This is a genomic window from Streptomyces sp. NPDC046831 (assembly GCF_040645305.1).
Lineage (GTDB): Bacteria > Actinomycetota > Actinomycetes > Streptomycetales > Streptomycetaceae > Streptomyces.
The window spans coordinates 165,505-180,383 of record NZ_JBEYXZ010000004.1 but is presented as its reverse complement, the minus strand read 5'-3'; the positions used below and the strand labels follow the sequence as shown (position 1 = coordinate 180,383).

The 14,879-nt window shown below is 72.7% G+C and carries 12 protein-coding genes; 5 read left to right on the top strand and 7 right to left on the bottom strand.

All coding sequences use genetic code 11. The features are described from left to right. The first annotated feature begins 219 nt into the window (after nt 1-219). Entirely contained in the window at nt 220-1,167 is a 948-nt protein-coding gene (locus ABZ920_RS05805) for a hypothetical protein (protein ID WP_361499179.1), read from the top strand. Nucleotides 1,168-1,301: 134 nt separating this feature from the next. On the opposite strand, the gene ABZ920_RS05800 is transcribed toward ABZ920_RS05805, so the two are convergent. Further along, nucleotides 1,302-1,730, bottom strand: a complete 429-nt coding sequence (locus ABZ920_RS05800; protein ID WP_361499177.1) for a Rieske (2Fe-2S) protein — start codon at nt 1,728-1,730, stop codon at nt 1,302-1,304. 184 nt (nt 1,731-1,914) lie between these two features. On the opposite strand from ABZ920_RS05800, the gene ABZ920_RS05795 reads away from it, so the two are divergent. Continuing rightward, nucleotides 1,915-3,036, top strand: coding sequence for a LacI family DNA-binding transcriptional regulator (locus ABZ920_RS05795; RefSeq protein WP_361499175.1), 1,122 nt, complete (start codon nt 1,915-1,917; stop codon nt 3,034-3,036). Beyond that, complete coding sequence (locus ABZ920_RS05790; RefSeq protein ID WP_361499173.1) at nt 3,033-3,944, top strand: carbohydrate kinase; 912 nt, start codon at nt 3,033-3,035, stop codon at nt 3,942-3,944. Before ABZ920_RS05795 ends, ABZ920_RS05790 begins: the two co-directional genes overlap by 4 nt. A gap of 105 nt (nt 3,945-4,049) precedes the next feature. Here the strand turns inward: ABZ920_RS05790 and uvrA are convergent, their stop codons facing one another. Next, entirely contained in the window at nt 4,050-7,079 is a 3,030-nt protein-coding gene (gene uvrA, locus ABZ920_RS05785) for an excinuclease ABC subunit UvrA (RefSeq protein WP_361499171.1), read from the bottom strand. A 224-nt stretch (nt 7,080-7,303) separates the two neighbouring features. Between uvrA and ABZ920_RS05780 the strand changes: the two genes are divergently transcribed. Together ABZ920_RS05780 and ABZ920_RS05775 are read left to right on the top strand one after the other, a co-directional pair. Continuing rightward, nucleotides 7,304-7,990, top strand: a complete 687-nt coding sequence (locus ABZ920_RS05780; RefSeq protein ID WP_361499169.1) for a maleylpyruvate isomerase family mycothiol-dependent enzyme — start codon at nt 7,304-7,306, stop codon at nt 7,988-7,990. A 10-nt stretch (nt 7,991-8,000) separates the two neighbouring features. Continuing rightward, on the top strand, nt 8,001-8,657 hold the full coding sequence (locus tag ABZ920_RS05775) for an MBL fold metallo-hydrolase (RefSeq protein WP_361499167.1): 657 nt from the start codon (nt 8,001-8,003) through the stop codon (nt 8,655-8,657). Between the two features lie 167 nt (nt 8,658-8,824). On the opposite strand, the gene aroQ is transcribed toward ABZ920_RS05775, so the two are convergent. From aroQ to ABZ920_RS05750, 5 genes are all read right to left on the bottom strand, one after another. Then, entirely contained in the window at nt 8,825-9,298 is a 474-nt protein-coding gene (gene aroQ / locus ABZ920_RS05770) for a type II 3-dehydroquinate dehydratase (protein WP_361499165.1), read from the bottom strand. 146 nt (nt 9,299-9,444) lie between these two features. Further along, on the bottom strand, nt 9,445-10,545 hold the full coding sequence (locus tag ABZ920_RS05765) for an ionic transporter y4hA (RefSeq protein ID WP_361499163.1): 1,101 nt from the start codon (nt 10,543-10,545) through the stop codon (nt 9,445-9,447). A 148-nt stretch (nt 10,546-10,693) separates the two neighbouring features. Beyond that, nucleotides 10,694-11,695, bottom strand: a complete 1,002-nt coding sequence (locus ABZ920_RS05760) for a TerC family protein (protein WP_361499161.1) — start codon at nt 11,693-11,695, stop codon at nt 10,694-10,696. A gap of 297 nt (nt 11,696-11,992) precedes the next feature. Further along, nucleotides 11,993-14,038, bottom strand: a complete 2,046-nt coding sequence (locus ABZ920_RS05755) for a TerD family protein (protein WP_361499159.1) — start codon at nt 14,036-14,038, stop codon at nt 11,993-11,995. A gap of 48 nt (nt 14,039-14,086) precedes the next feature. After that, the gene (locus ABZ920_RS05750; protein ID WP_361499157.1) at nt 14,087-14,665 is read right to left on the bottom strand and encodes a TerD family protein; all 579 of its coding nucleotides are present in this window, start codon (nt 14,663-14,665) and stop codon (nt 14,087-14,089) included. Between the last annotated feature and the right edge of the window lie 214 nt (nt 14,666-14,879).

Here is a 14,879-nt window from a genome sequence, read left to right as displayed (position 1 = left end):
GGGGGCCGTGACCGGGGTGCCGACTCGGCCAGGAGGGCACCGCCGCCGGGTCACAGGTGTTGTCGGGACCTGGTCAACACGCTTCAATGCGGGGGAACTCGGGGCCGGACGACGGCGTGCGCAGGTGGGGACGCCCCGTTTCCCGCGCCGGCTCACGCTCCGGGGGCCCGCGTGAACGGTCTGACCAGCCGTTGTGACACTTCACAGAAAGGCCGCTGCATGCCGCACGCCACACAGCAGGCGGACGTCACCACCGCCGAACTGGACACGGCCCTGCGGGGCGGCCCCTTCCACGTCGCACTGCGCGCCGCCATCGCCGCCCGGGGACTGCCGCTGCAGCGCGTGCAGCACCACCTGTCGCGCTACGGGGTCAGAGTCGGCGTCACCAGTCTGAGCTACTGGCAGCAGGGCGCCCGCCGCCCGCAGCGCCCCGAGTCGCTGCGGGCGGTACGCGCGCTGGAGGAGATACTGCACCTGCCGGACGAGTCGCTGATCCGGCTGCTCGCCGACAGCGAGGACCGCTCGGCCGCCCGTCGGCCCGCGGCCCGTTCCTACCGTTCCCTCGTCGAGGCCTCGGACGTCCTGGAACGGCTGCTGGCCGAGCTGGACGCGCCGCTCGACGGCGGCCTGCACACCCTCGGGCACCACGAGCGCGTACGCGTCGGGGCGCGCCGGGAACTGGCCGGACGCGAGTCGCAGCACATCGTGCGCGCCCACCGGCACGGCGTGGACCGCTTCATCGCCGTCCACCACGGCGACCCGGACTGCGTGCCGGAGCGGATGCGCGTGCACGCCCTGGAGAACTGCCGCGCGGGGCGTACCCGCTGGCACCACGACACGGGCGTGTTCGTGGCCGAACTCCTCTTCGACACCCGGCTGCGCGCCGGCGACACCTTCCTCTTCCGCTACGGCGTCGAGGACGGCACGGCGGGAGTGTCCCGCGAGTACGTCCGCGGGTTCGGCTCGGCGGGCGGGCAGTACGCCCTTCAGGTGCGGTTCGACGCCGGTGTGCTGCCCCTGCGCTGCCACCGCTTCGCGCAGCACTCGGCGGCGGCCCCGCGCAGCGGCCGTCAGGACCTGGCGGTCAGCGAGCGGCACCGCTCCGTCCATCTGGTCGAGCCGCGCGTGCGGTCGGGGATCCTGGGCATCGGCTGGGACTGGGAGTGACCCCGCCGGGGCGGGCGCGGGCGGACCGGCGCGCGGGAGCCCACGGGCCGGGAGCGGCAGGCAGGCCCGCGCCGGAGTGACCCGGCCCGCCCTGAGGTGGGCGCCGGTGCTCGCGGCAGGCGCGGCCGTCCCGGTCAGGCCTTCGGGCCCGCGACGATCGTGCCGTTGTCGGCGCGGACGGGCAGTTCCCGCAGCGCCTCGGTGGCCGGGGACTGCCTCACCTCGCCCGTCGTCGCGTCGAACCGGCTGCCGTGGCAGGGGCAGACGAGGGTCGTCCCCTCCAGCTTGTTGATGGCGCAGCCGGCGTGGGTGCAGATGGTGCTGAACGCCTTCAGGGCACCGCTCGCGGTGCGGGCGACCACCACGTTGTGCTCCCGGTAGAGCTTGGCGCCGCCCACGGCGACCTCGCTCTCGGCGCCGAGCCGGACCGGTGCCGTGGGTTCCGCGGCGGCCGGGCCACCGCCACCGCCCGGCGAGCAGGCGGCGATCCCCAGTCCCGCGACGGGCGTGAGGGCCGCCCCGCGCAGGACGGTACGACGGCTCGCTGAGGGACGGCCGGGCATGAGTCTCTCCACTGGTCCGGGGGCTGTGCACCGCGACGATACCCACACGGTCCGGACGGCCGGAGACCAGGTCCGCCGGTGCGCAAACGATTGCGCAAGCGTTTACGTCCGGCGCCCGATCGGATACGGTCCCCGGCGAGGGGGCCTGCGGAAGCGGCAGGGGCGATCCGGGGAGCTGAACGCGATGGCGACGATGGCGGACGTGGCGCGCAGTGCCGGAGTCTCGGTGGCCACCGTGTCGCACGTGCTGAACGGCACCCGCCCGGTCCTCCCCCACACCCGCCGGGCCGTCCTGGAGGCCGTGGAGGAGCTCGGCTACACGCCCAACACCCTCGCCCGCTCCCTGGTCACCTCCCGCACCCGCTCGATCGGGCTGGCGGTGTCGGCGGTGGGCAACCCGTTCTTCACGGAGATCCTCCAGGGGGTCGAGGCCGCCGCCCTGGCGCACGGCTACAGCCTGCTCATCGCCGACCCGCACGACGACCCCGCGCACGAGCGCAGGGTCGTCCGGCTCCTCCACGAGCGCCGTGTCGACGGCGTCATCGTGGCCCCGTCCGCCCGCCCGCACGAGCTCGTCGCCTATCTCAGCCGTCACGGCGTACCCACCGTGTTCCTGGACCGGGTCGTCGACGACCTGCCGGACGGCGCACCCGCCTTCGACCAGGTCTGCGCGGACGGCGCCGAACCGACGGCCCGCCTCGTCGCTCACCTCGCCGGTCTCGGCCACCGCCGGATCGGTCTGGTCGCGGGGCTGCCGGAGCTGAGCACCACCCGCGAACGGATCGCCGGCTACCGGCGGGGGCTCGCCGCGTCCGGGCTCCCGCACGACGGCCGGCTCGTCGTCCACGGCGACTCCTCCTCGGACGGCGCCGAACGGGCCACCGCGACGCTGCTGTCCCTCGCCGCGCCGCCCACGGGCCTCGTCACCGCCAACAACGCGATGACACTCGGCGCGCTGCGTGCGCTGCGCGAGCGGGGCCTGTCCGTGCCCGGCGACCTCGCGCTGTGCTGCTTCGACGACTTCCCGTGGGCGGACCTGTTCTCGCCCCGGCTCACCGCCGTCGCGCAGCCCAGCAGGGAGCTCGGCACGCGCGCCGTCGAGGTCCTGCTGGAGCGCCTGGCCGCGCCGGACCGCTCCGCCCGGACCGTGCGGCTCGCCTGCACCTTCGTGCACCGCACCTCGTGCGGCTGCCCCGAGCGGCCCTCGGGCGCCGTATCGCGGCACGCGGCGCGCCCCACAGCCCGCTCCCCGCTCCCGTCAGCCCGCGCAACCGCCCAGCAGCCGCCGAAAGGATCCGACCCGTGATCGTCGTCGCCGGTGAGGCCCTCATCGACCTGGTGCCGCAGGGCACGGGTGCCCTCGCGCAGCTCAAGCCGGCGCTCGGCGGCGGCCCGTACAACACGGCCGTCGCCCTCGGGCGCCTCGGCTCGGCCACGGCGTTCTGCTCCCGCGCCTCGACCGACGCCTTCGGCGAAGCCCTGCTCGACGGGCTGCGGCGGGCCGGCGTGGACGTCTCCGGTGTGCAGCGCGGCGACGAGCCCACCACGCTCGCCGTCGCCACCGTCGGCGCCGACGGCTCGGCCGCATACTCGTTCTACGTCGACGGCACCGCCGACCGGCTGTTCACCGCCCCGGCCGACCTGCCCGCCGCCACCCGCGCGGTGTCCTTCGGCACGTGCTCGCTCGTACTGGAGCCCGGCGCGAGCGCCTACGAGAAGCTGATGCGGACGGCTGCGGCCCGCGGCGTGTTCACCGCCCTCGACCCCAACATCCGCGCCGGGCTGATCCCGGACGCGGACGCCTACCGGGCGCGTTTCAGGAGCTGGCTGCCGTCGGTGTCGCTGCTGAAGCTGTCCGTGGAGGACGCACGGTGGCTCGGCGGCAGTCCGCGCGAGTGGCTGGCCGCCGGCCCCGCGGCGGTGGTGGTCACGCACGGCGGCGACGGGCTCACGGCCTTCACCCGGGACGGCGCGGAGCACTCGGTTCCGGGTGAGAAGGCCGACGTCGTGGACACGATCGGCGCGGGCGACACGGTCAACGCGGCCCTGCTGCACGGGCTGGCCGCTCGCGACGCCCTCTCCCCCGAGGGCCTGGCTGCCCTCGGCGCCTCCGGCTGGACGCGTCTGCTGCGCTTCGCCGCGCGCGCGGCGGCCGTCACGTGCTCACGGGCGGGCGCGGAGCCGCCGTACGTCCGCGAGGTGGGCGCGCCGTAGACGGGCGGCGCACGCGCCGCACGGCTGCGCGAAGAACGCTCACGACGCGACAGCACCCCCGCGGGATCGATCCCGTGGGGGCGCTGTCGCGTCGTGTGCCTCGTCTCAGGCCTTGCGCGTCCGCGCCGTCTTCTGGGCCGGCACCGCCTTCTTGCCGGCCCCGGCGGCCTTCTTGGCCGCGGCGGATCCGGCCGTCCTGGCCGTCGCCGTCCGCTTCGCCGGCGCCGCTGCCGCCACCGCCTTCTTGGCGGCGGCCCTGCGCGGCGTCCTGACCGGTTCGGCGTCGCTGATGCGGTCGGCGCCGAGAACCTCGCGCAGGAACTTGCCGGTGTGGCTGGCCGGTACCGCGGCCACCTGCTCGGGCGTGCCCTCGGCGACCACCAGGCCGCCGCCGGCGCCGCCCTCGGGGCCCATGTCGACGAGCCAGTCGGCCGTCTTGATCACGTCGAGGTTGTGCTCGATGACGATGACGGTGTTGCCCTTGTCGACCAGACCGGACAGGACCTTCAGCAGCTTGCTGATGTCCTCGAAGTGCAGACCGGTGGTCGGCTCGTCCAGGACGTAGACCGTGCGGCCGGTGGAGCGGCGCTGCAGCTCGCTGGCGAGCTTCACCCGCTGCGCCTCACCGCCGGAGAGGGTGGTCGCGGACTGGCCGAGCCTGACGTAGCCGAGGCCGACGTCGTTCAGGGTCCGCAGGTGACGCGAGATGGCGGGCACCGCGTCGAAGAAGTCCATGGCCTCCTCGATCGGCATGTTCAGCACGTCGGCGATGGACTTGCCCTTGTAGTGGACCTCCAGGGTCTCCCGGTTGTACCGGGCGCCGTGGCAGACCTCGCACGGGACGTACACGTCCGGGAGGAAGTTCATCTCGATCTTGATGGTGCCGTCGCCCGCGCAGTTCTCGCAGCGGCCGCCCTTGACGTTGAAGGAGAAGCGGCCCGGCAGGTAGCCGCGGACCTTCGCCTCGGTCGTCTCGGCGAACAGCCTGCGGATGTGGTCGAAGACGCCGGTGTACGTCGCCGGGTTCGACCGCGGGGTGCGGCCGATGGGCGACTGGTCGACGTGCACGACCTTGTCGACGAGGTCGTCGCCGTCCACGCGCGTGTGCCGCCCCGGGACGTTGCGGGCGCCGTTCAGCTCCCGGGCCAGGTGCGTGTACAGGATGTCGTTGACGAGCGTCGACTTGCCGGAGCCGGACACGCCGGTGACGGCCGTGAACACGCCCAGCGGGAACGAGACGTCGATGTCCTGGAGGTTGTTCTCACGGGCGCCGTGCACCGTGAGCTGCCGGGACGGGTCGCGCGGGCGCCGGACGTCGGGCACCGGGATGGCCTTCTTGCCGGACAGGTACAGCCCGGTCTGCGACTCGGCGTTGGCGAGCAGCTCCTTCAGGGAGCCGCTGTGCACGACCTTGCCGCCGTGCTCGCCCGCGCCGGGGCCGATGTCGACGATCCAGTCGGCCACCTTGATGGTGTCCTCGTCGTGCTCGACCACGATGAGCGTGTTGCCCATGTCGCGCAGCCGGACCAGGGTCTCGATCAGCCGGTGGTTGTCGCGCTGGTGCAGGCCGATGGACGGCTCGTCCAGGACGTACAGGACGCCGACGAGACCGGAGCCGATCTGGGTGGCCAGCCGGATGCGCTGGGCCTCGCCGCCGGAGAGCGTGCCGGCCGCGCGGTTCAGCGAGAGGTAGTCCAGACCGACGTCGACGAGGAAGCGCAGCCGCTCGTTGACCTCCTTCAGGACCCGCTCGGCGATCTTCTTGTCGCGGGCGGTGAGCTTCAGTTGGCCCAGGAAGTCCGCGCAGTCGCTGATGGACATCGCGGAGACCTCCGCGATGGACTTGCCCATGATCGTCACCGCGAGGACGACCGGCTTCAGGCGCGTGCCCTCGCAGCCGGGGCAGGGCACCTCGCGCATGTAGCCCTCGAAGCGCTCGCGGCTGGCGTCGCTCTCGGCCTCGCTGTGGCGGCGCTTGACGAAGGGGACGGCGCCCTCGAAGGGCGTGGTGTACCTGCGCTCGCGCCCGTAGCGGTTGCGGTAGCGCACCTCGACCTGGGTCTTGTGGCCGTACAGCAGGGCCTTCTTCGCGCGCTGCGGCAGGCCCGCGAAGGGGATGTCGGTGCGGAAGCCGAGCGCCTCCGCCAGGGCGCCGATCAGGCGGTCGAAGTAGTCCTTGGTGTGCCCGTGCGACCAGGGGTGGATGGCGCCCTCGTCGAGGGACTTCTCCTCGTCCGGGACGATCAGCTCGGGGTCGACCTCCATGCGCGTGCCGATGCCGGTGCATTCGGGGCAGGCGCCGAAGGGCGAGTTGAAGGAGAAGGAGCGGGGCTCCAGCTCCTCGAAGGACAGGTCGTCGTACGGGCAGTAGAGGTGCTCGGAGAACATGCGCTCGCGCTCGGGGTCGTCCTCGGGGAGGTCGACGAAGTCGAGCACGACCATGCCGCCGGACAGGCCGAGGGCCGTCTCCACGGAGTCGGTGAGGCGGCGCTTGGCGGAGTCCTTCACCGTGAGGCGGTCGACGACCACCTCGATGGTGTGCTTCTCCTGCTTCTTCAGCGTGGGCGGATGGGACAGCTGGACGGTCTCGCCGTCCACGCGCGCGCGGCTGTAGCCCTTGGTCTGCAGCTCGGCGAAGAGGTCGGCGAACTCGCCCTTGCGCTCGCGCACCAGCGGGGACAGCACCTGGAAACGGCTGCCCTCCGGCAGCTCCAGGACCCTGTCGACGATGGCCTGCGGCGACTGGCGCGAGATCGGGCGGCCGCACTCGGGACAGTGCGGCTTGCCGATGCGCGCGAAGAGCAGACGCAGGTAGTCGTAGACCTCGGTGATGGTGCCGACCGTGGAACGGGGGTTGCGCGAGGTGGACTTCTGGTCGATGGAGACCGCCGGCGAGAGCCCCTCGATGAAGTCGACGTCCGGCTTGTCCATCTGGCCGAGGAACTGCCGGGCGTAGGAGGAGAGGGACTCCACGTAGCGCCGCTGGCCCTCCGCGAAGATGGTGTCGAAGGCCAGGGAGGACTTGCCCGACCCGGACAGGCCCGTGAAGACGATGAGCGAGTCCCGAGGCAGGTCGAGCGAGACGTTCTTCAGGTTGTGCTCGCGCGCGCCACGGACGATGAGACGGTCGGCCACGCCGGTCCGCACCTTTCTTGAGAGAAGTGACAGGGGCGGGGCCCCCGTGCTTCTTCAGACTAGGGGGAGCCACTGACAACGCCGGTTCGGTTGCCCGGATGCATAACAATCCCCGACTCTCCAGCATGCCCGACGCCGGGTACGACCTTATGGCACGCGCATTCGATTTACGGGCGAGGTCGGCCACCTTCACCCGAACGTGTCACGCGGCTAGGGTCGGCCCCATGATGGATCACGCGCGCGACCTGGCGTCTGTACGTGAGGCGACCGACCGGCTGCTCACCGCAGCGGCGAAACTGGACAACGAGGCTGTGACCCACTCGTCACGCCTTCCCGGCTGGACCCGGGGTCATGTCCTCGCCCACCTCGCCCGCAACGCCGACGCCCTCGTGAACGTCCTCGAGGGGCGTCCCATGTACGTCGACGCCGGGACACGCGACGCCGACATCGAGCGGGACGCCCCGCGCCCCCTCGGCGCACAGCTCGACGACGTGCGTGAGAGCGCGGCCCGCTTCCAGCGCGCGACGGAGGCGCCCGCGGACTGGTCGCGCACCGTCGAGCTGCGCAACGGCGTCACCGACTCCGCGGCGCGGGTGCCGTTCCGGCGGTGGGTGGAGGTCGAGCTGCACCATGTGGACCTGGGCATCGGGTACGAGCTGGAGGACCTGCCGGCCGAGTTCGTGGAGCGGGAGATCGACTTCCTCGCCGCGCGGTTCCGGGGCAACCCCGGCGTGCCGGCCACCCGGCTGACGGACGGCACGGGCACGTGGACCACGGGCCGGGAGGCGGCCGGGCCCCCGGTCACCGTCACGGGAGGCCGCGCGGACCTGCTGGGCTGGCTCGCCGGGCGCCGCGAGGGGGCCGCCCTGACGGTGGACGGCGGACCCCTCCCGCGACTTCCCGCGCTATAGGCTGACGGCCATGATGTACAGCGGAGAGGTGCGGGTCGGCGGCCCGGCGGACGTCCACGAGCTGAGCGCCCTGATGATCACCAAGATGGCGGTCGGCCCCATGGACAACAACGTCTACCTGTTGCGCTGCCGGGCCACGGACGAGCAGTTGCTGATCGACGCCGCCAACGACGGCGCCACGCTGCTCGGCATGATCGGTGACGACGGCATCTCCGCTGTCGTCACCACCCACCGGCACGCCGACCACTGGCAGGCGCTGGCCGAGGTCGTCGCGGCGACGGGCGCACGGACGTACGCCGGCCGCGAGGACGCCGAAGGGATCCCCGTGCCCACCGACGTCCTCGTCGACGACGGCGACACGATCCGGGTGGGACGCGTGGAGCTCACCGCACGCCATCTGGTCGGGCACACGCCGGGCTCCATCGCGCTGGTATACGACGACCCGCACGGTCACCCGCACCTGTTCACGGGCGACTGCCTCTTCCCCGGGGGCGTCGGCAACACGCACAAGGACCCGCAGGCCTTCGCCCGTCTGATCCACGACATCGAGACCAAGATCTTCGACGTCCTCCCGGACGAGACGTGGGTCTACCCGGGACACGGCAACGACACCACGCTGGGCGCCGAGCGGCCCCACCTGCCGGAGTGGCACGCCCGCGGCTGGTGAGCGGCCCGGCCGGCTCCCGCGAGCCGGCGGGCGGGGGGGCGCACCGCGCCGAGCGCGCCCTGCGCACACCCACGGCGTCCGCGTTTCCGGCGTGCCCCCCGAGTGAACCGTCCGCACGCGTCGCCGGCCGGCGACGCGTGCGGCGCGCTCCGGCAGCGCCGTGCGGCTCAGGCCTGCGTGCGCGCCGGCCCGGCCAGCGCCGCGACCCGCTCCACGCCGAACACGTAGCCCTGCACCCCGCAGCCGGCGATGACGCCGTCCGCGCGCAGGGAGACGTACGAGTGGTGCCGGAACGACTCGCGCTGGTGGATGTTGGAGATGTGCACCTCCAGCACCGGCATGCCGTCGCAGGTGTTGAGGGCGTCGAGGATCGCGACGGAGGTGTGCGAGTAGGCGCCCGGGTTGATCACGATGCCGCAGTGGTGCAGCCGGGCCTCGTGGATCCAGTCGACCAGCTCGCCCTCGTGGTTCGACTGCCGGAAGTCCACCGTGCCGCCGTGCGCGGCCGCCGCCTTCACGCACAGGGCCTCGACGTCGGCGAGCGTGTCGGAGCCGTAGATCTCCGGCTGGCGCTGCCCGAGCAGGTTCAGGTTGGGGCCGTTGAGAATCATGATCGGGGCGTTGGCCAGGGTGCGGGGCACGGTTCCTCCGGTCCGTCGGTGATGGCGGCGGTGCGCTGACCACCGCTGCTCGGACCCGGTCTATCACGGTGCACCGGACAGGTGTCCCCCCACCGCGGGCGGCGGTGTCCGGGCCGGTGGAGCCACCGGAGTGGGCGCCCGCCGCGTCACGGGTTGATCGCCAGTTCCAGGTAGGCCGCGAAGATCACCAGGTGGACGCCGCCCTGGAGCGGTGTCGCCCGGCCCGGCACCACCGTCAGCGAGCTCACCACGACGGTCAGGGCCAGCAGCAGCATGTGCGTGGCACCGAGACCCAGGACGAGGGGCCCGGACAGCCAGACGGACGCCAGGGCGACCGCCGGGATGGTCAGGCCGATGCTGGCCATCGCCGAGCCGAGGGCGAGGTTGAGGCTGGTCTGCACCCGGTCCCGCCGGGCGGAGCGCAGCGCTGCGATGGTCTCGGGCAGGAGGACCAGGAGCGCGATGATCACACCGACCACGGCCTGGTGCAGCCCGGCGGCCGCCACTCCGGACTCGATGGTGGGCGACACGCCCTTGGCCAGTCCGACCACGCCGATCAGGGCCAGCCCCAGCAGTCCGATACTGCTCCACGCGGCACGCGCGGACGGCACCTTGGCGTGCTCCTCCGTGGTGATCACCTCGCCCTGCCGGGTGATGGGGAGGAAGTAGTCGCGGTGCCGGACGGTCTGGGTCGTGACGAACAGGCCGTACAGGATCAGTGAGGAGAGCGCGGCGAACGTGAGCTGCACGCCGGAGAACTCCGGGCCCGGCTTGCTCGTGGTGAACGTCGGCAGCACGAGGCTGAGCGTCGCCAGGGTCGCCACGGTGGCGAGGGCGGCACCGGTCCCCTCCGGATTGAAGACGGCCGTGCCGTGGCGCAGCGAGCCGACGAGGAGGCACAGACCGACCACGCCGTTGAGGGTGATCATCACCGCGGCGAAGACCGTGTCCCTGGCCAGGGTGGCGCTCTTGTCGCCGCCGTCCAGCATCAGCGTGACGATCAGCGCGACCTCGATGACGGTGACGGCGACGGCCAGGACGAGCGAACCGAAGGGTTCACCGACCCGGTGGGCGACCACCTCGGCATGGTGCACGGCTGCCAGCACCGCACCCGCGAGGACCGCGGTCATCACCACGACGACCACGACGGGCAGTTCGCGTCCCCACGTCAGGGCCAGCAGGACGACCGCGACCACCGGCGCGACGGTCGTCCACTGTGCAGTGAGCGTCCGGAGCCGAGCGATCATGCTGCGATCGTCCCAGACGTGCACGGGCTTCGCATTCCGGTGCTGAACAAGGCCTTTCCCTCCTTGTACGGCGTACGGATGCCGGGCCCCGCGACGCCTCGCCACGGGGCCCTCGGGCGGGCCGGCAGGCGGACCCGCCGGGCCGCGGTCAGACGTCGACGCTGCCCTTGCTTCTGCTGTCGGCGCGCTCCTCGGCGGCCTCGGCCGCCGCTTGCTTCCTGGAGGCCGCCAGGCTGGTGACCGTGGTGACGGCCAGGACGGCGACGATCACGCCGAGGGAGACCGGGATGCTGATCTCCGGGACGTGGACGCCGGACTCGTGCAGCGCGTGCAGCACCAGCTTCACGCCGATGAAGCCGAGGATGACCGACAGGCCGTAGGACAGGTGGACCAGCCTCTTCAGCAGGCCGCCGATCAGGAAGTACAGCTGCCGCAGACCCATCAGCGCGAAGGCGTTGGCGGTGAAGACGATGTAGGGGTCCTGGGTGAGGCCGAAGATCGCGGGGATGGAGTCCAGCGCGAAGAGCACGTCGGTGGTGCCGATCGCGAGCATCACGACCAGCATCGGCGTCATGACGCGCCGGCCGTTCTCCCGGATCCAGAGCTTGGTGCCGTGGTAGCGGTCGGCGACACCGAAGCGGCGCTCGGCGGCCTTGAGCACCTTGTTCTCCTCGTACTCCTCGCCCTCCTCCTCGGCACGGGCCTCCTGGATGAGCTTCCAGGCGGTCCAGATGAGGAAGGCTCCGAAGAGGTAGAAGACCCACGAGAAGTTCGCGATGATGGCGGCGCCCGCGGCGATGAAGACCGCGCGCAGCACCAGCGCTATCAGCACTCCGACGAGCAGCACCCGTTGCTGGTACTGCGACGGCACGGCGAACTTCGCCATGATCAGGACGAAGACGAAGAGGTTGTCGACGCTCAGCGACTTCTCGGTGATGAAACCGGCGAAGAACTCGCCGGCGGGCTGCCCGCCGGCGAAGACGAGCAGGCCGACTCCGAAGAGGCCGGCCAGGGCGATCCAGACGACGGTCCAGATTCCGGCTTCCTTGATCGACACGTCGTGGGGCTTTCGCCCGATGAAGAAGTCGACCGCGATGAGGGCGGCGAGGCCCAGGATGGTCAGGACCCACAGGGTCATGGAAACGTCCACTGCTCCTCCGGCAGGTGCGTAACGGCAAACGGTTCAGCGTCGTCGCTGCCGGAGGTCTCTTCCACCCGCGGAGTCCGGCGCACGTCGGGCGCCGGGCTACGTGGGCCGGCGCCCCGGGATCCGGCCGGATCCGTATTGACGGGTGCGCCGCAGCCAGCAGGGAGTACTCCCCTCCGTACGCAAAACGGTAACCCAATCACCAAGGGAAGGTAAAGGGCTCAGCAAAGAAAATGCCAAGTCGCCTGGTCAGAGGCTTTCGGGAGCGGCTTGACAACTGCAGGCGGAAGGCGCCTTCCCTCACCGGCCCCCGTCGCGGCGGGCGGCCGCGACCCGGGTCAGGACCTGCTGGACGACCTGGCTGCCGGGCGGCACCACCGGCGGTTCGTACGTCCAGGCGTGGCCCACCCAGGGGTCGGCGAGGTGGTCGTCGGGAACAGGGGTCAGTCGCAGCAGCGAACGCCACAGCGGGTCGAGCAACGGTCCGTAGGCGGCGGCGTCCTCCCGGTCGGCGACCATCATCAGGTGGACGCCCGCGGCCGGTCCCTCGTCGGCCAGGTAGCGCAGCCGGGTCACGGCGCGGTCGTCGAAGCCGTGCGGGAAGTCGTGGACGATCAGCAACTGCCGGGACATGTCGAAGCCCGGCGGCAACGCGTCGGGCGCGCCCCCGCGCACGGCCATCTGGATCAGGTCGACCCGCTCGGTGAGCCGGCCCAGCACCTCCGTGACCCCCGCGGCGCCGATCGCGGGCGGCCCCGCGAGCACACCCGTCTGAAGGAGCGCGACGAGCGCCTGCGCTCCCGAGCCGGCCGGGTCGATGACGTGCACACCGAACTCGCCCGGTGGGTGGACGGCGAGCAGCCGGGCCGCGTGCGCCACGGCCGTCTCCATCGCCAGACGGCGCAGCGCGTCCTCGTCGGTCAGGAAGCCGCCGCCCGTCGAGGTGCGGCCGCTGTCGATCCACAGGCCCCGTTCCAGCGGCAGCCTGACCAGCAGGGGGATGCGCACGGACGCGCTCTCGGGCAGGCTGAGGTCGCCCAGGCGCACGGCCATGGGTGTCTGCGCCGGCACGCGGTAGTTGTGCCACACCGGGCTGTCCCAGCCGGCGTACGCGGGCGGCAGGGCGGGTTCGACGACCTCGGACTCGGCGGTGAGCTGGGCGAGGTCACGGTCGAGGGCCGCTCTGGCCTGGTCGACGAGCCGGGCGTGCTTGGCGCGGGCCGCCTCGCGCGCGGCGGCCCCCTGTCCGCCGAGCCGGCTGCGGGGGTCGGACAGCACCTGGTCGAGTTCCTTCTCCATGCGCGAGTCGGCGAAGTCGACGGCGCCGCGGTACGCGGCCGTGGCGCGCGCCAGGTCCTCGAACATGCCCCAGACCTGGTTGTAGAGCCGCTCGTCCATGGACCAGCCGGTCGCGTCGCCCGCGACCGGCTGCGCGGGCTGTCCGGGCGGCAACGGGGGCGGGGCCGTGGCGGGCCGGCGTGGGTGGCTGTAGTCGATGGGGCCGGCCGCCGCCGGACGGGGCGCGGCGGAGGGGCCGGACGCGTCCGGGGCGTCCTGCCGCGGCGCGTCTGAGCCGGGGTGCGGCGTTTCGGGGGTGACGCCGGAGACGGCGTGCCCGGCCTGTGTGAACGGGCTGTCGGAGGGGGACGCCGGCTGCGGCGGCACTGGTTCGGGGAGGGGCGGTGGGGCCGCCGGACGGCTGTGGTCCGGGCCGGGCGCCGCGGCGTGCGCGGCCCGCGCGCGGTCGGTGTCGGCCGGACGCGGCGGCGCTGCCGTCGGCGAGCCGGTCAGGTCGCGGGCCACCGCGTCCTCGACGGCGCCGGCGAGCCGGTGGGCCTGGACCTGGGCCAGGCCCAGGTCGGCGAGGAGCTCGGCGAGGCCGCCCGCGTATCCCTGACCGACGGCGCGGACCTTCCAGCTTCCCTGCCTGCGGTAGAGCTCCAGGGCGACCACCGCCGACTCGGTGTCCAGGCCGGTGATGGTGTAGCCGGCGAGTTCGGTGCCGTCGAGGGCGGTGACCGCGACGAAGGGCGCGGCGACGGCGCCGAAGCGGGCCGGGCCCGGGCCGGCCTCGGGCAGGACGAGCAGCACGTCGACGCGGTGCACGGCGTCCGGGACGGCGGCCAGGTCCACCGAGAGGCGGTGATCCGCGGCCGCCCGCCGGGAGACCTCCAGCCCCGGCAGGACGGGGGCCGCGGGATGCGCCACCGACTCCGGGTCCCGCAGCCGGCCGTCGTCGCCGCCGAGGGCGGCCGCGGCCACGACCGGTGTGCCGGCCGAGACCCGGATGTCGAGGCGGGCCTCGGACAGCGGGTGGTTCTGCCCCCGCACCAGCTCGGCCGTCATCGCCCTGCTCCCCCTGTGTCGTTGTGTCGGTGCCGCTCGCCGGCCGTCCTACAGGTGCGGCAGGATCGCCGGCATCAGGTCCTGGAAGGTGCGGCCGTTGGCCGGGGTGCCCAGGGCCGTCATCGACCAGCCCGCGCCCGAGCGGTGCACCTTCGCCATGACCTGCGCGGTGTAGTTGCCGCCGCCCGCGAGCGTGTAGCGGGCGAGTTCCTCGCCGTTGGTCTCGTCGACGAGGCGGCAGAAGGCGTTCTGCACCTCCTGGAACGTCTGGCCCGTGAAGGAGTTGACCGTGAAGACGATCTGGTCGATGTGCACCGGGACGCGCTGCAGGTCGACGAGGACGGCCTCGTCGTCACCGCCCTGTCCCGCGCCGCCGACGAGGTTGTCGCCGGTGTGGCGCACGGAGCCGTCGTCGCTCACCAGGTGGCGGAAGAACACGACGTCGACCGGCTGCTTGTCGGCGAAGAGCACGGCGGAGGCGTCGAGGTCGATCTCCCGCGTGCGCGAGCCGAACAGGCCGCGGCGGGGCGCTGCCTGCCAGCCGAGACCCATGCGGACCGCGGTCAGGCTGCCCCCGTCGTTCTTCTGCAGACTGATGGCCTGGCCCTTGGTCATGTTGACGGTCACGGCGTCTTCCCCTCTCGGACTGCTCCCCGGTTGCCGCGGCATCCGCGGTTGACCAGAACCCTACGCAGGGGGACTGACAGGACCGCACCCCGGACCGCACTTTGTGTCGTTCTTGCAACACAGCGCGTACCGGACGGGGAAGCCCGGCCCGGCCGGGCCGGATCCCGAGCCGGTGCGGGGCGCGCCGGCAGACGCGCCCCGCAGCGCGGCGAGC